Below are 16,113 nucleotides of genomic sequence, written 5' to 3'. Positions count from 1 at the left end.
GCCGTAAAATACGGCGTGCCGGGTGTGCTGTTGTTGGGGCTGATCGCCCTGTTATTACGCCGCGTTGGACAGAACAAAACCAAGGCAGCATTCGACGCCAGCAGAGACGATGAGGCAGCGGAAGCGGCTGGATTTTCCGAGTCTGGCTTTGACGCCTTTGGTGATGATGACAGTCTGGCCGAAGACGACGATGACGATGCCGGCCACACAACGTTAATTATCGAGCCCAACCGCGCAGCAGAGCCGAAAGGTGATAGTGGCAACGATACCTTCGACGATTTCGATGATCTCATCAGCGACGAGGAGATCAAGGGTAGCGCCGGCGATGACGTCAATGATGATCTGTCCGAAACGATTTCGCTTGATCCGTCTTCTGTCGAACCGGAAACCGATGATGCATTGGCTGAGGCTGAAATCTACGTAGCGTACGGACGCTACGAGCAGGCCGCGCAAATGTTGAAAAATGCGATTGGCAAGGAGCCGGGTCGAACCGACCTGCGAACCAAGCTGTTGAGTGTTTATCTGGAAACCCGCGACAAAGAAAGTTTTGTCAGCGAATTCCACGCGTTGGAAGCGCTGGGCGACCAGGACGCAGTGGCCGAAGTCAAAGAAAACATGTCGGCTGTTGAAGGGGTAAGTGACTGGCTGCGAGAGAATGACACGGCATCCGATGCACTCGCCGTGGATTCATTGTCAGGGGGCGTCTCTACTGGCGCTTCGGGTGAAAGCGCAGACTCAGACGACTTCGATTTTGACCTCGAAGATGATTTTGGTGACACCCTGATTCGTAAACCGGCGCAGCCGGCGGCGGGCGAGCAGGGCGCTGCAACTGATGACAGTGAGCTGGATCTTGAGCTTGACGATTTCAATCTCGATGATGAGTTGGAAGCCTCTCTTGAATCTGCAGTGCCGCAGCCCGACACCAACGAGCCCGCCGACGTGTCACTTGCGCAGCCGCGGACCGAAGATGCTGAGCTCGATGACGATGAGCTGGCATTCGACCTGGATCTCGACGACGATTTCTCTCTGGACTCTCTCAACGAGACTGAGGACACCGGTTCAGCGGGTAATGTCGATGCCGACAAAAAGGATAATGAATTTTCTCTGGAAGAGCTAAGTGCAGACCTGGAGGACGACTCAGAAGATACGCTGATCCTGTCGCCACAGGGTGAGCCCCCGGTAGCTGAGGAGCCTGCGCCAGCAAGCGGCCTGACTGAAGTCAGTGCGGAGCCTTCGGCCGCAGAAGACGATGATTTCAGTTTTGATCTGGACGACGAGCTCTCACTCGATACGGATTCGGCCAAACCAACAGAGACATTGGCGGGTGCCGACCAGCAGGCCAATGAAGACGAATTCAGCTTTGATCTGGACGATGATCTGACGCTGGAAAGTACAGATGAACTGTCTAAAACGACGGCAACAGACACGCCGTCGTTGGCAGAGCCGGAAACAGCGTCCGAGCCCGGTGCTGAAACGCCCGTGGCGGATCCAAGTGATTCCCTTGACGACAGTTTCGTTGATATCAAGCTGGATGAAGACGATGCGCTGGATGATCTCGACAGTCTAGAAGACGATATGAGCGACGATCTCGGCCTTCTCGGCAATAGCGATGAGGTGGCGACCAAGCTTGATCTCGCTAGAGCCTATATCGATATGGGTGATGCCGAGGGTGCGCGCGAGATGCTCGAAGAGGTACTCAGCGAAGGTAATGAAGAGCAGAAACAGGATGCGACTGAACTTCTGTCCAGGCTCTGATCTCCCAAAGGCGCCGCTAGCGGCGCCTTTTCAATTCTCTCCACTGTTCTTTTTAGTATTCCATGACAATTGACAAGCGTCTTTCCCGCTCTAGGGTTTTTCCGCCGGGAAGCCGGCTTGCCCTTGCTCTGGAATATGACGGTACGCAGTACAGCGGGTGGCAGCGGCAGGCGTCACCAAACGCGCCGACTGTTCAGGGCTGTCTCGAGCAAGCGCTAAGTAAGGTGGCTGATGCACCTGTTGTTGTGCAATGCGCGGGTCGCACTGACAGCGGGGTCCATGCCTCTCATCAGGTCGTCCATTTTGACGCGCCATCGGCACGGCCCGAAGCAGCTTGGGTAATGGGGGTGAATTCAAACCTGCCTGGGGATATTGCGGTTAAGTGGGTAAGCCCTGTGCCCGTCGAGTTCAACGCACGGTTCAGTGCGATTGCGCGCCGTTATCGCTATATTTTCTATACTCAGGCAACGCGTCCGGCTCTGTTGCGTCGCAATGTGACCTGGATCAGAACGCCGCTAGACGCTAAAGCCATGCACCTTGCGGCCCAGAATCTACTGGGCGAGCGAGATTTTAGCGCGTTTCGAGCGGCCGGGTGTCAGTCTCGTAGTCCTATGCGTTTTGTTAGCCACGCGCGGGTGACCCAAACCGGCGATTTCACCGTACTGGATATCAAGGCGAATGCGTTCTTACACCACATGGTCAGAAATATTGCCGGTACCTTGGCGGTGGTTGGCCGTGGTGAGTCAGAACCCGAGTGGGTGGCGAGCCTAATGGAAAGCCGGGACCGCACATTGGCCGCAGCCACTGCGCCGCCCAATGGCTTGTACCTGATAGACGTCGACTACCCACCGGAGTTCGCGCTGCCTGCAACGGTGCCGGGGCCCGGGTTTATCGCGCCACTACTGGATTGATTGGTGGAGGCAAAGCTACCGCCAGTCTGCTAGAATCGGCGCCCTCCCAGTCAACAATTTCAGGAATCTGTGTGCCTCGAACTCGCGTTAAAATTTGCGGTATTACCCGAGTAAGCGATGCCAGAATTGCCTACGCGTTGGGAGCCGATGCCATTGGACTGGTGTTCTACAAGCCAAGCCCGCGCAATATTAGTGTTGATCAGGCAGTCGAAATTGCACGAGCCGTCGGTCCGTTTATATCGCGGGTGGGGTTGTTCGTAAATCCGTCGGCAGAGGACGTCGAGCAGGTTATACGGCAGGTCGGCCTCGATAGACTGCAGTTTCACGGCGACGAAAGCGAAGCGTTCTGTCGGCAGTTTGGTCTGCCTTATATCAAGGCGCTGCGCGCCAAGCCCGGCGTCGACTTTCAGGCAACGGTGGACCAGTACCCGTCGGCGATGGGTGTTTTACTCGACAGTTACAAGCCTGGGGTCGCTGGCGGCACTGGTGAGGTGTTTGATTGGCAAAGCATCCCAACAGCACTGCGCAGCAGTATTATTCTGGCCGGTGGTTTAAACGCTGGCAATGTGAGTGAAGCGATTCGGGCCATCAGGCCGGCAGCAGTCGATGTCAGCGGTGGGGTAGAAGAAAGCCCCGGCATAAAGTCAGCAGACAAAATTGAAGCATTTATAGAGGCAGTAAATCGTGAGTAAGGCGATAGATTACGCAAAGTTTCCGGATACGCGCGGCCATTTCGGCCCTTATGGCGGGAGGTTTGTATCTGAAACACTGATGTGCGCCCTGGATGAGCTTGAAAAAGCTTATGAGAGTTTGCGCAACGACCCAAGCTTTCAGGCGGAGTTTGACCGGGATCTTGCACAGTATGTCGGCAGACCGTCTCCGCTTTACCATGCCGAGCGCTGGTCGCGGGAAACCGGCGGTGCGCAGATTTATCTCAAACGGGAAGATCTGAACCATACCGGCGCGCACAAGGTTAACAACACCATTGGCCAGGCCTTGCTCGCCAAGCATATGGGCAAAACGCGAATTATTGCGGAAACTGGCGCCGGCCAACACGGTGTCGCGTCGGCCACAGTAGCCGCGCGCTTGGGCATGAGCTGTCATGTGTTTATGGGCGAAGAAGACGTTCATCGTCAGGCGCTGAATGTTTACCGCATGAAACTGCTGGGTGCCGAAGTTATTCCGGTTAAATCCGGTTCGCGCACGCTGAAAGATGCCATGAATGAGGCGATGCGGGATTGGGTAACCAACGTAGATGACACCTTCTATATTATTGGTACCGTGGCGGGCCCGCACCCGTATCCACAGCTCGTACGTGATTTTCAATCGATTATTGGCCGCGAAGCACGGCGTCAGTGCCAGGAGCAGACGGGCAAGTTGCCCGATGCGCTGGTGGCTTGCGTAGGCGGTGGCTCCAATGCGATTGGCTTGTTCCATCCCTTCCTCAATGACGAGGATGTTGCTATGTACGGCGTTGAAGCTGGCGGTCACGGAGTTGAAACCGGCAAGCATGCAGCCCCGCTGAGCGCGGGCACGCCGGGCGTATTGCACGGCAATCGTACCTATCTAATGCAGGATGATAATGGCCAGATTATTCACACTCACTCGGTATCTGCCGGCTTGGATTATCCGGGCGTTGGGCCTGAACATTCCTGGCTCAAGGATATTGGCCGTGCGCACTACGTCAGCATCAACGACGATGAAGCGCTGGCGGCATTTCGTGAGCTGACACTGGTTGAAGGTATTATGCCGGCGCTGGAATCCAGTCATGCACTGGCCTATGGCAAGAAACTGGCTAAGTCCCTGTCGCAAGACCAAATCGTGTTGATCAACCTGTCCGGGCGTGGGGACAAAGATATACATACCGTCGCTGAAATCGACGGCATTGAGTTAACCTGAAGCCCGTTAATCTAAAGGAAGTAGCTTTGAGTCGTTTAACTGCCAAATTTGATTCGCTGCGTGCCAGTGGCCGCAAAGCGTTGGTGCCTTATATTGTCGCTGGCGACCCGGATATGGAGCGCACGTTGCCGCTGATGCACAAGCTGGTTGCTCAAGGGGCGGATATTCTTGAGATCGGAGTGCCTTTTTCCGACCCAATGGCGGAAGGCCCCGTTATTCAGTTGGCGCATGAGCGTGCGCTGGTGCATGCGGTGAGTCTGTCGCGAATACTGGAGCTGGTTGCGGAATTTCGCGCGCAGGATCAGGAAACCCCGATTGTGTTGATGGGGTACGCCAATCCAGTAGAGCGGATGGGCTATGACCAGTTTTCCGAGCGTGCCGGCAAAGCAGGGGTCGATGGTGTATTGATTGTCGATATGCCGCCGGAAGAAGCGGATGATCTCAATCAGGCACTGGCCAAACATGAGTTGGACAATATCTTTCTGTTGGCGCCAACGACTACAGATGAGCGAATTGCGAAGGTCGCTGGGCTTGCCGGCGGCTATCTCTACTGCGTATCACTAAAAGGCGTGACTGGTGCCGGCAATATTGATATTGCACAGGTTAAGCAGCTGATGGGCCGCATACAGGCTCATACCAATCTCCCCGTTACTGTGGGTTTTGGTATCAAAAATGCGGAAACGGCAACGCAGGTGGCAGCCTGCTGTGATGGGGTGGTAGTCGGCAGTGCGTTGGTTAGTGCCGTTGCTGAAGCAGCTGTGAACGGGGGTGACGTGTTGGAGGCGACAACATTAATTCGCGATATCCGTCATGCACTTGACGCTTTAAGTGGTTAGAATACAACGCGATTTGATACGTAACAGGAAGCGTCATGAGTTGGGTTGATAAAATTGTTCCGTCAATTGTGCGGCGGGAAAATCCGATAGATCGCCGCGACGAAAACGGGCGGGGCAGTGCCATACCCGAGGGCTTGTGGAAAAAATGCGTCAAATGTGACGCGGTACTCTATCGCCCTGAGCTGGAAGCAAACCTAGATGTCTGTCCCAAATGCGACCACCACCACCGCATCGGCGCGCGACGGCGGCTGGACATTTTTCTGGACGACGACGGGCGAGAAGAAATTCTGGCCCATATAGAACCGGTTGACCGGCTTAAGTTCAAGGATAAACGCAAGTACAAGGATCGGCTCACTGCGGCCCAGAAATCCACTGGTGAGAAAGACGCGCTGGTTGCCTACAAAGGGTCCCTGAAACAGTTGCCGCTGGTTGCCGTGGCATTCGAGTTCAATTTTCACGGTGGCTCGATGGGCTATGCCGTCGGTGAGAAGTTTACCCAAGCTGCCAATGTGGCACTGGAAGAGCGTGTGCCGTTGGTGTGTTTCTCAGCCTCGGGCGGCGCACGCATGCAGGAGGCACTGATCTCGCTGATGCAGATGGCGAAGACCAGCGCAGTGCTCGAGCGTATGAAACAAGAAGGTATACCTTATATTTCCTTCATGACCGACCCCATCTATGGGGGGGTGTCGGCGAGCCTGGCGCTGCTGGGCGACATCAATATTGCCGAGCCTGGCGCGCGAGCGGGCTTTGCGGGTCCAAATATCATCGAGCAGACCATCCGTCAGAAACTGCCGCCCGGATTTCAGCGCAGTGAGTTTTTGCTCGAGCATGGCGCGATAGATATGATTGTTCATCGGCAGGATATACGCGAAACACTCGGTCGCCTTCTCGGTAACATGACCTTTTATTCTCAGGAATGACCACCCTTTCTCACTGGCTGCAACGGCTGGAGACGCTCCACCCGGCGCCGATGGCGCTGGGATTGGAGCGGGTATCTCAGGTCTACGAGCGCCTGAATCTCGATTTTTCTACGACGCAGGTGATTACCGTTGCCGGTACCAATGGCAAGGGGTCGGTCGTCGAGCTATTGCAAAACCTCTTGCTGGATGCCGGCCAACGCGTTGGCGCGTACACCTCGCCCCACCTGCTGCGCTATAACGAGCGGGTGAGAATCAACGGTGAAGAACTCACGGATGAGGCGCTGATTGCTGCCTTTGAAGCTGTTGATAAATGCCGGCAGGATGTTGCGTTGACCTATTTTGAGTTTGGAACGCTGGCAGCATTGCAAAGTTTCGCCGGTGCACGGCTCGATTATCTGGTGTTGGAAGTGGGGTTGGGAGGGCGACTGGATGCGGTCAATATCATCGATCCCGATCTGTGCGTGATAACGTCCATTGATTTGGATCACCAGGCTTGGCTTGGAAATGATCGCGAGACTATAGGCGCCGAAAAAGCCGGTATTTTTAGGGCCGGGGTGCCGGTCATTTGCGGTGATCCGGAGCCGCCCGCCAGCGTACTTCGACAGGCTGATGCGTTGAACTGCCCGATCTATTGCCTGGGGCGGGAATTTCAGATAACGGCACTGGAAGGGCTCCACTTTGAGGGGGTAAACGCCCAGGGGAATCGCACACAAGTCGATTACAGCGCGCCTTACACCCTGCTACCTGCCAATATAGCCACAGCTGTTCAGGCGGCGCTTCTACTGGAAGGTGTCGTGGTTCGGGAGTGGCAGGCGCTGGCCTCATCAGTGCCTGGTCGCCAGCAGCGCATTGACTTCGATGGCATTGATATCGTTTTTGATGTCTCACACAACCCGGCGGCTGCCCGCGCGCTGGCTACGCGTTTGCAGACCCTGGAACCTGTGGAGCGCTGTTGCGCATTGTTTGGGGTAATGAGTGATAAGGCCATCGGCGATATCATTGCGCCGATGAAGCCGGTCATAGACGCCTGGTTCCTCGGTGATCTGGTCGGTAATGCGCGTGCCAAACCTGCGCGAGACTTAGCGCCATTGCTACACGCTCAGGGTATCTCTATGATCAGTGTCAGTAAAAATATGCGTCAGGCATTTGCGCGCGCTGTGTCACTGCTTGAACCTGGGCACCGGTTGGTTGTATTTGGCTCGGTGTTTACGGTGGCCGCTGTGATGGAAATCATTGAACGTCGCAAATCCAGGCGTTCACTGGAAGAGGATATCTAAATGAAACAACGCCTCGTAGGGGCTCTGATTTTGCTGAGTGGCGGCGTGGTTTTGTGGTCAATCCTGTTTACCGGTCCCGCAGCCTATAAGGTCAATGAGGCGACGCAAATTCCTTCTGCGCCGGTGGTGACTCAGCCGCCGCCAATCGAGCCGCAGCGGCCACGCCAGGTGCCTGAAGTGGCCGACCCTGAGCCCTTGCCAGAGCCACCCGTGCCTGCGTTGACCAGCGCCAACAAAAAAGTCGCTACTGAGCCTCCGAAAACCGAACCTGTGCAAGCCTCGCCGACTCCGCGTCCTGCCGAGCCACCAAAGGCCCCGGTGAGCACGCCGGCAAAGGTTGCTGAAAAGCAAAAGCCAAGCGCGGATAAAGCCGCGGGCGACATGCCTCAAGCGTGGGTTATCCAAGTGGCCAGTTTCAGCAGCGAAGCCAATGCCGAAAGCCTAAAAAAGCGTTTGTCTGACAAGGGTTATGACGCCTATGTGAAGCCTGTTAAAACCCCTTCTGGCAGCAGTATGCAGCGGGTATTTGTCGGGCCGGAACTGAAGAAATCACAAGCGGAAAAACACAAGGCCGAGATTGAAAGTGCTTTCAAGCTCAAGGCGCTGTTGCACGAATATGCGCCCTGAGGCGAATTAAGTTGGGCGAAGGCGGCATAGCTTGATAGAATTCGCGCAAATTCACTAGGGCGAAGGCAGTGCTGACTGAATTTTTGTGGGTAGACTGGGCCATCGTAAGTATTTTGGCGGCGTCAGCCATTATCAGTCTTATACGTGGCTTTGTTAAAGAGGCGCTGTCGCTGGCCTTTTGGGCCGTCGCCTTCGTTGTCACAATGACCTTTCATCCACAGATGATGGGCCTGCTCGAAAATGCAATCGACAAAGTGTATATCCGGGAGCTGGTCGCCTATGTCAGCCTGTTTGCCGGCACATTGGTCATTGGTTCCATTACCACCTATCTGCTCAGTGAGTTTGTCAAAAAGACAGGGCTCGGCGGCACCGACCGTTTGTTGGGAATGATTTTTGGTGCGGCCAGAGGCGTTATTATCGTCGTGGCCCTGTTGGTGCTCGCACCGACCCTATTGACCGATATCGACCAGGACCACTGGTGGCAGGATTCGAGTTTGATCCCGCACTTTCTGCAGCTGCGGGATTGGTCTGAACAAAGTTTCAATGATGTAAGCGCCTGGATTTCGTCGCTGGTGGCGAAGCATCGGGCTTAGAAAGAGGTAGCACCATGTGTGGCATAGTTGGCATCGTCGCCAAGTCTCCCGTAAATCAGGATATCTACGATGCCCTGACAGTTCTACAGCATCGCGGGCAGGATGCGGCCGGGATCGTCACCTGCCACAACGGCAGGCTTAATCAGCGCAAAGCAAACGGGTTGGTGCGCGATGTATTTCGCGCAACGCACATGCAGCAGTTGCAGGGCAACGTCGGAATCGGCCATGTGCGCTATCCGACGGCGGGCAGTTCCAGCCCCGCATTGGCACAACCTTTTTATGTTAATTCTCCCTATGGTATTTCGCTGGCACACAACGGCAACCTGACCAACTCCGATGTACTGTCAACAGAACTTTACCAGTCGGATTTGCGTCACTTGAACACTGAGTCAGACTCGGAAGTACTGCTGAATATCTTTGCCCACGAGCTGCAGAAACTGGGCAAACTGGTGCCCACCGCCGACGATATTTTCCATGCGGTCAGTGGCGTGCACCAGCGTTGTATCGGTGGTTACGCTGCCGTGGCGATGCTCGCCGGTTATGGCATTGTCGGCTTTCGTGACCCCCACGGCATTCGTCCCATCGTTTACGGCAAGCGTGAAGGTAAAAACGGGCCGGAGTATATGATCGCCTCAGAAAGTGTGGCGCTGGATGCACTTGGCTACAAGGTCGTACGGGACCTGGCTCCCGGTGAAGCGATATACATCGACTTCGATGGCAACATCGAAATGCGTCAGTGCGCCGAGGAGACAGAGCTGAACCCGTGTATCTTTGAGCACGTTTATTTCGCTCGCCCGGATTCTATTATGGATGGTGTCTCTGTCTATAAAGCGCGGTTGCGGCAGGGTGAGCGACTGGCCGATAAAATTTTGAAGCTCCGACCTGATCACGATATCGACGTGGTTATTCCGATACCCGATTCAAGCCGTATTGCTGCTCAGTCATTGGCCGCGCGGCTAGGCGTGAAATTTCGCGAGGGCTTGGTGAAAAACCGTTATATCGGTCGCACGTTTATCATGCCCGGACAAAGTGTTCGCAAAAAATCGGTCAAACAGAAACTCAATGCGATTGGCCTGGAGTTCAAGGGTAAAAACGTATTGCTGGTTGACGACTCCATTGTCCGCGGCACGACCTGTGAACAAATTATAGAAATGGCCCGTGATGCGGGCGCGGCCAAGGTCTACTTCGCGTCGGCAGCGCCACCCGTGCGTTACCCCAATGTCTACGGTATTGATATGCCGTCAGCGCATGAGCTGATCGCTCACGGCCGAACTGAAGAAGAAGTGGCCGAGCTGATCGGTGCAGATTGGCTGATTTACCAGGATCTTGACGCCCTTATTGCGAGTTCTGGCGAGGGCAATAAAAAGATCAAAGGCTTTGACTGTTCTGTGTTTACCGGCGAATACGCTACCATGGATGTAGATCAGGCATACCTCGACCGATTGGCGCAGGATCGCAGTGATGCGATGAAAGAAAAGCGCGAGCAGATGCTGACCACCGATGGCGCATTGATTGGCCTGCACAACGATATGTCGTGACCTTTTTGAACCCAATGCATTGACCCAGAAGGCGGAGCCGGAATTGACCGATATTGACCAGCAACGACGCGATGTACTGGCACAGGCTGACCTCGACACACGCGCTGTGCGAGCGGGACAGGTTCGAACCCATGAAGGTGAACATGCCGAACCCATCTTCGCCACATCGAGTTATGTTTTTGCCAATGCCGCGGAAGCCGCGGCACGATTTTCCGGTGACCAGCCGGGCAATGTATATTCTCGCTACACCAACCCGACGGTGCGCACCTTCGAAGAGCGGATAGCCGCGCTGGAAGGGGCTGAGCAAGGCGTGGCAACCTCGTCGGGCATGGCCGCCATACTGACTACTTGCCTGGCTTTGTTGAAAAGTGGCGACCATATTGTGTGTTCCCGCTCGGTGTTTGGAACCACAACGGTACTGTTCACCAAATACCTGGCCAAGTTCGGCGTTGAGACCACCTTTGTTGCGCCCACGGTGCTTGATGAGTGGAAGCACGCAATACGTCCACAGACAAAACTGTTTTTCCTGGAAACGCCATCCAACCCGCTGGCGGAAATCGCCGATATCGCCGCTATTGCTCAAATTGCCAAATCTGCCAACAGTTTATTGGCGGTGGACAACTGTTTCTGTACGCCGGCGCTGCAACAACCCTTGGCGTTAGGGGCTGATATCGTGATTCATTCTGCCACCAAGTATCTGGACGGGCAGGGGCGTTGTGTCGGCGGGGCGGTAGTTGGGCGCGCCGAACAAATGGCGGAAGTCCTCGCGTTTGTCCGCTCTGCGGGGCCTACTATGAGTGCCTTCAATGCCTGGGTTTTTCTTAAAGGGCTGGAGACCCTGCGTCTGAGAATGGAGGCCCATTCCGCTAACGCCTTAGCCTTGGCGCAATGGTTAGATGAGCAGGATAAGGTTGAGAAAGTCTTCTATAGTGGTTTAAGCAGCCACCCGGGCCATGACTTGGCGGCGCGTCAGCAACGCGCCTTTGGTGGTGTGTTATCCTTCAGAGTGAAAGGCGGTAAGGAGAGTGCCTGGAAATTCATCGACGCGACCCGGCTGATGTCCATTACCGCGAATCTGGGCGATGCGAAGACGACAATCGTGCACCCTGCGACAACGACCCACGGTCGTTTAAGTCAGGAAGATCGCGACATTGCTGGCATCACCGACAATTTAATTCGCGTAGCGGCAGGCCTGGAGTCTGTGGAAGACCTGAAGGCCGATCTGGGTCGGGGTCTCGCTGCGCTCTAACAGCGATTGCAAACCATGAAAACCGATGCCCTGGTTAACGCCGTAGGTTCTATTTTACTTGGAAAACAGCAGCAGGTTCGCTTGGCTATCTGCTGTCTGCTGGCCCGGGGCCACTTGCTGATTGAGGATCTTCCGGGCGTCGGGAAAACCACTCTGGCCCAGGCCTTGATGCGTGTGACAGGGTTAGACTATCAGCGCATTCAGTTTACCAGCGACCTGCTGCCGGCCGATGTACTTGGCGTGTCGATCTTTGATCGTAGGGAAGGGGGCTTTCAGTTTCACAACGGCCCCATTTTCACTCAGCTGCTGCTGGTGGACGAAATCAATCGCGCCAGCCCCAAGACCCAGAGTGCGCTGCTGGAGGCCATGGCGGAATTTCAGGTCACAGTCGAAGGGAAAACTCGACCACTGCCCCGGCCGTTTTTTGTTATTGCCACCCAGAATCCGCTATTTCAGTCGGGCACCTTCCCGTTGCCGGAATCGCAGCTTGACCGGTTTTTGATGCGAATTTCCCTTGGGTACCCGGATGCTGTATCTGAGCGGCAATTGCTGACCGGCACAGACCCTCGGCATCTGCTGGATAAACTATCCGCGGTGGTTACCCCGGATGAGCTGACAAAACTGCAGGCCAAGGTTGATACCGTTGAAGCGCGTGACAGCGTGCTCGACTATCTACAGCGGCTCGTGGCCTATACCCGAACCGACTCACACTTTGCTTACGGTCTATCAACTCGCGGCGCACTGGCGTTGCTGCAGTGTGCCAAAGCCTGGGCGCTGTTGGCCGGTCGCGACTACGTATTACCTGAGGATGTGCAGATCGTGCTGGAGCCGGTCGCGGGCCATCGACTGCGGGAATCTCAGTCTGGCGGCGACAGTCGATCATTGATAGATCATCTGTTGGACGATGTGCCGGTTGTGGCCTGATCTTCCATGATTCGCGAGCGTATCCGGCAACGTTGGGAAAAGTGGCTGGCGGTGCGAATCAGGCCGGTCAACTCGGTGACGCTCGAGCAGAAACGGATTTTCATCTTTTTGTCGCGCACGGGGCTTGGCTATCTTGTGCTGCTGACTATTCTGTTGGCAATGGCCATCAACTATCAGAACAACCTCATTTTCGGTCTCACCTTCTGGCTCTTCAGTTTGTTGTTGGTGGTGATCTTTCACACCTACGCGAATTTTTCTGGTCTCGAACTTCAGGCTGGCGCTGCCAGCACCGCTTTTGCTGGCGATGTGGCAAAATTCACTTTGTTTTTGCGCAGCCACTCACGCGAGCGGGTTGCCATACAGGTCGGTTGGCCGGAGCAGGGTTTGCAGACCGTTTGGCTTAAGCCCGGCGAAGAACGACAGCTTGAGCTGCGGCACCCGGCGGAGGAACGTGGCCTCTATCGGCCACCGAGACTCCGTTTAGAATCCCATTTTCCACTGGCCTTGCTGCGCACCTGGAGTTGGGTTCAGTTGGACTGGACGGCATTAGTTTACCCGAAGCCCTATTGGCCCGGCGATATTCCCCCTCAAGCCGGTGACCAGGAGGGTACAGCGGTTACTGCTCAGTCCTGGGGTGACGATTTCGCGGGTTTTCATCAGTATCAGCCAGGTGATTCTCTACGCCGCGCCTATTGGCGTGCTTATGCGAAAGGGCTGCCACTGCTGATCATGGATCACGCCGAATCCATCGAGCAGGAAATCTGGCTGGATTGGAACGCCTTGCCGGCGCTCGGCATTGAGCCACGGCTCAGTGGATTGTGTGCCTGGGTATTACACTGCGAACAGGAAGACGTTCTGTACGGACTGCGATTACCGGGCACAGAGTTTCCCCCTCACAAGGGGGATCGTCACCGCGACGCCTGTTTAAAAGCGCTGGCGTTGTTTAACGGAGCAGTGCCATGAAGGCCGATTACCTCAGCAGGCACGCCTTGCTGTGGCTGTTTTTAGCGCAGGTGGTTGTGATCGTGCCGCGCCTCGATATTCTGCCGCTCTGGACCGCACTGGTATGGGGTGTCGTGGTGTGGTGGTACCTCAAGATATTTCGCGGTGACTGGCGTTTTCCCGGAAGAAAAGTCACTTGGGCGCTGGCGGCAATCGCGCTGTTGGGCATTGGTTTTGAGTACCGCACCGCGATGTCCCTGGAGCCGCAGGTAGCGCTGCTGATTACCGCCTTCATTCTGAAACTCCTCGAATTGAAGACGCTGAGAGACCACTGGTTGCTGTTGATGCTGTGCTACTTCCTGGTGGCCTGCGGTTTCATTTTCAGTACCTCCATCAGCACGGTGATTATCGCCGTGTGTCAGCTTTTGATATTGCTGATGGCGCAGCAGGCATTATTCCGACCTCAGGCTGCTGTGAAGCCCATGCTGGCCTCTACTGGCCGGGTTTTTGCGCAATCGATTCCACTGATGCTGATTCTCTTTGTGGTTTTTCCACGCTTCGGGCCGTTGTGGTCGGTGCCGCTACCGGGCGAGTCTGGCACCACCGGCGTTAGTGACTCCATGTCGCCCGGTGACGTGTCAAAACTGAGTCGATCTTCTGAGCTCGCCTTTCGCGCAAGCTTTACCGGCAATATTCCTGCCCAACCGGATCTCTACTGGCGTGGTCTGGTGCTCGACAGTTTTGACGGCAGGGAATGGACTCGCGATAGATTTGGCAGGCGTAGCGAGGAGCCTGGCACTTACACCGGGCCTGGCGTGAGTTATGAAGTCATTCTTGAACATGGCGTGCATGAATGGCTGTATGTTCTTGCTCCCGCAGAGGTTAGCAGGGAGGGTGTGAGCCAAGATACAAAGTTTCAATGGCTTACTCGTTCGGCACTGATTGGCCGCGTACGCTACGAGGCAACCAGTTACCCCGAAGCGGGGCTCAAGACTGCACTGGAAAACTATGAGCGCTTTAGAAACCTCCAGCTCCCTTCAGGTTATAACCCTCAGGCCAGAGCCCTGGCTGCAAACTGGCGTGACTTGGCACCGGCGGAGCGTGTTACTGCCGCACAGCGCTTTTTTCGCTCGGCTCCCTTCGTCTACACGCTTGAGCCGCCGGTGTTGGGTGAGCATTCGGTCGACGACTTTATTTTCGGCCAGCGCCGAGGGTTTTGTGAGCACTATGCCAGCAGTTTCGTGGTGTTAATGCGAGCTGCCGGGGTGCCAGCACGGATTGTGGTGGGCTACCAGGGCGGCGAGCGCAATGAGAGCGGCGGCTACCTGCTGGTGCACCAGTCGGACGCCCACGCCTGGGCTGAGGTCTGGCTTGAAAACAGTGGCTGGGTGCGTGTTGATCCTACCGGCTGGGTTGCCCCGGACCGCATTGAGCTCGGTGCGGATATCGCGCTAGCGGGGCAAAGCGGGTTTCTTGCCGATAGTGCGGTTTCATTGCGCCGTTTCAGCGGTTTGAAATTCGTGTACCGCTTGCGCTTGTGGCTGGATCAGGTCGAATATCAATGGGTGCGCTGGATTGTCAATTTCGATAGCGAACGCCAGTGGGATATTCTCAATAAGCTATTTGGCAGTATCGATAATCAGCGGTTGGCGTTAATCATTCTGTTTGCCTTGGCGGCACCATTAGTCATCAGTGCATTGTTGACGGTTTCCTGGCGCCGACGAAAACCTGCTGTGGCGGAGGTGCGCGCCTACCGGCGCTGCTGCGACAAACTTAAGGCGCAGGGCTTGGAACGCAGCGCAGGGGAAACCCCCGGAGATTTTGCTCGACGGGTTGCGTTAACAAAGCCGGAGCTGGCCGAGTGGATTAACGCGGTGACCGAGCAGTTTACGGCGGCGAGCTACCGGCCTGTCGGCGGGGTGGAGCATTCGGAAGCGGTTCAGAGTTTGCGCAAGCTCGCCCGACAGAACCCGCTCAATCGTCGACCCCGTAAGCCCTCATAAACACGTTCAGGCAACTTTCCAGATAGGCGGGTAACTCGCGACGGGCTTGATCTGTGGGCAGGCCGAGAACACCGCGCATATGTACATCCGATTTGATCATGAACAACAGCTGGTCGGCGGCAAATTGGACATTGTCGATGTGCAGCCTGCCACGTTTTACCTGCTCTTCTAAATATTGCGTTAACTGCTGCTTGATGGGCTCTGGTCCCGCATGCCAGAACAGCTCGGCAATCCGACTGGGTTTGTCGGCTTCGGCAATGCAGATCCGATGAATGCCGATACCGGCCTCGGACGTTACCAGATCATTGAAATGTTGAGCAAAATCATGAAGGTAGTCGCGAACTGGCCGATCGTAGTCCGGCGTATGGCTGTTGATCTCATAGTCAGCGCACTTTTTTTCAATGGCAGCTGAGAGAAGGGCTTCCTTGCTGCCGTAGTGGCTGTAAACCGTCTGCTTTGAAACGCCCGCGTGACGGGCGATCTGCGCCATGCTGACCGTGCTGAAGCCCTCATTGAGAAAGAGCGCGCCAGCGGCCTCCAGTATCTGGTTTCCCTTGTCTTCATCCTTGTTGCGACCTGGGGCTGCGCGATTGTCGAGCGTTGCGGTTTGGGACACTGCAGAAACCTTGTGCATGAATC

At 55.6% G+C, this 16,113-nt stretch carries 15 protein-coding genes; 14 read left to right on the top strand and 1 reads right to left on the bottom strand.

The features are described from left to right. The 14 genes from AC222A_RS06850 to AC222A_RS06785 form a co-directional block, all read left to right on the top strand. The coding region (locus AC222A_RS06850; protein ID WP_486774782.1) for a motility hub landmark protein FimV at positions 1-1,755 on the top strand (1,755 nt) is incomplete at its 5' end. Between the two features lie 62 nt (positions 1,756-1,817). Further along, the gene (gene truA, locus AC222A_RS06845; protein ID WP_486774781.1) at positions 1,818-2,666 is read left to right on the top strand and encodes a tRNA pseudouridine(38-40) synthase TruA; all 849 of its coding nucleotides are present in this window, start codon (positions 1,818-1,820) and stop codon (positions 2,664-2,666) included. Between the two features lie 71 nt (positions 2,667-2,737). Beyond that, on the top strand, positions 2,738-3,358 hold the full coding sequence (locus AC222A_RS06840) for a phosphoribosylanthranilate isomerase (RefSeq protein ID WP_372749492.1): 621 nt from the start codon (positions 2,738-2,740) through the stop codon (positions 3,356-3,358). Next, the gene (trpB, locus tag AC222A_RS06835; RefSeq protein ID WP_372763777.1) at positions 3,348-4,565 is read left to right on the top strand and encodes a tryptophan synthase subunit beta; all 1,218 of its coding nucleotides are present in this window, start codon (positions 3,348-3,350) and stop codon (positions 4,563-4,565) included. Before AC222A_RS06840 ends, trpB begins: the two co-directional genes overlap by 11 nt. A gap of 26 nt (positions 4,566-4,591) precedes the next feature. Next, a complete protein-coding gene (gene trpA, locus AC222A_RS06830; protein WP_372750251.1) occupies positions 4,592-5,401 on the top strand; it encodes a tryptophan synthase subunit alpha in 810 nt (269 codons plus the stop codon). A gap of 35 nt (positions 5,402-5,436) precedes the next feature. Beyond that, complete coding sequence (gene accD, locus AC222A_RS06825; RefSeq protein WP_372750252.1) at positions 5,437-6,321, top strand: acetyl-CoA carboxylase, carboxyltransferase subunit beta; 885 nt, start codon at positions 5,437-5,439, stop codon at positions 6,319-6,321. Beyond that, positions 6,318-7,598 (top strand): bifunctional folylpolyglutamate synthase/dihydrofolate synthase, encoded by a 1,281-nt coding sequence (locus AC222A_RS06820; protein WP_372798025.1) that lies wholly within the window; start codon positions 6,318-6,320, stop codon positions 7,596-7,598. Before accD ends, AC222A_RS06820 begins: the two co-directional genes overlap by 4 nt. After that, complete coding sequence (locus tag AC222A_RS06815; protein WP_372749818.1) at positions 7,599-8,225, top strand: SPOR domain-containing protein; 627 nt, start codon at positions 7,599-7,601, stop codon at positions 8,223-8,225. It abuts the gene before it with no gap. Between the two features lie 68 nt (positions 8,226-8,293). Beyond that, on the top strand, positions 8,294-8,818 hold the full coding sequence (locus tag AC222A_RS06810; RefSeq protein ID WP_372749819.1) for a CvpA family protein: 525 nt from the start codon (positions 8,294-8,296) through the stop codon (positions 8,816-8,818). A 14-nt stretch (positions 8,819-8,832) separates the two neighbouring features. Continuing rightward, positions 8,833-10,356 carry an amidophosphoribosyltransferase gene (gene purF / locus AC222A_RS06805; RefSeq protein ID WP_372749820.1) on the top strand — a complete coding sequence of 508 codons (1,524 nt, stop codon included), beginning with the start codon at positions 8,833-8,835 and terminating at the stop codon, positions 10,354-10,356. 43 nt (positions 10,357-10,399) lie between these two features. After that, positions 10,400-11,605 carry an O-succinylhomoserine sulfhydrylase gene (locus AC222A_RS06800; protein WP_372748702.1) on the top strand — a complete coding sequence of 402 codons (1,206 nt, stop codon included), beginning with the start codon at positions 10,400-10,402 and terminating at the stop codon, positions 11,603-11,605. Between the two features lie 15 nt (positions 11,606-11,620). Next, positions 11,621-12,529, top strand: a complete 909-nt coding sequence (locus tag AC222A_RS06795; protein ID WP_372748701.1) for an AAA family ATPase — start codon at positions 11,621-11,623, stop codon at positions 12,527-12,529. Between the two features lie 6 nt (positions 12,530-12,535). Beyond that, positions 12,536-13,492, top strand: coding sequence for a DUF58 domain-containing protein (locus AC222A_RS06790; RefSeq protein ID WP_372798021.1), 957 nt, complete (start codon positions 12,536-12,538; stop codon positions 13,490-13,492). Next, the gene (locus AC222A_RS06785; RefSeq protein ID WP_372782489.1) at positions 13,489-15,474 is read left to right on the top strand and encodes a transglutaminase TgpA family protein; all 1,986 of its coding nucleotides are present in this window, start codon (positions 13,489-13,491) and stop codon (positions 15,472-15,474) included. Before AC222A_RS06790 ends, AC222A_RS06785 begins: the two co-directional genes overlap by 4 nt. On the opposite strand, the gene AC222A_RS06780 is transcribed toward AC222A_RS06785, so the two are convergent. Next, the gene (locus AC222A_RS06780; RefSeq protein ID WP_372765389.1) at positions 15,446-16,090 is read right to left on the bottom strand and encodes a TetR/AcrR family transcriptional regulator; all 645 of its coding nucleotides are present in this window, start codon (positions 16,088-16,090) and stop codon (positions 15,446-15,448) included. The genes AC222A_RS06785 and AC222A_RS06780 overlap by 29 nt on opposite strands. Positions 16,091-16,113: the final 23 nt, after the last annotated feature.

This window comes from Litorivivens sp. (assembly GCF_057445395.1).
This window is presented reverse-complemented; position numbering and strand designations above follow the sequence as displayed.

Excerpts from the sequence above, each read along its gene's own strand:
- AC222A_RS06785 (WP_372782489.1), top strand. The coding sequence starts at position 13,489 with ATGAAGGCCGATTACCTCAGCAGGCACGCCTTGCTGTGGCTGTTTTTA.
- purF (WP_372749820.1), top strand. The coding sequence starts at position 8,833 with ATGTGTGGCATAGTTGGCATCGTCGCCAAGTCTCCCGTAAATCAGGAT.
- AC222A_RS06795 (WP_372748701.1), top strand. The coding sequence starts at position 11,621 with ATGAAAACCGATGCCCTGGTTAACGCCGTAGGTTCTATTTTACTTGGA.
- AC222A_RS06815 (WP_372749818.1), top strand. The coding sequence starts at position 7,599 with ATGAAACAACGCCTCGTAGGGGCTCTGATTTTGCTGAGTGGCGGCGTG.
- AC222A_RS06790 (WP_372798021.1), top strand. The coding sequence starts at position 12,536 with ATGATTCGCGAGCGTATCCGGCAACGTTGGGAAAAGTGGCTGGCGGTG.
- AC222A_RS06820 (WP_372798025.1), top strand. The coding sequence starts at position 6,318 with ATGACCACCCTTTCTCACTGGCTGCAACGGCTGGAGACGCTCCACCCG.
- accD (WP_372750252.1), top strand. The coding sequence starts at position 5,437 with ATGAGTTGGGTTGATAAAATTGTTCCGTCAATTGTGCGGCGGGAAAAT.
- truA (WP_486774781.1), top strand. The coding sequence starts at position 1,818 with ATGACAATTGACAAGCGTCTTTCCCGCTCTAGGGTTTTTCCGCCGGGA.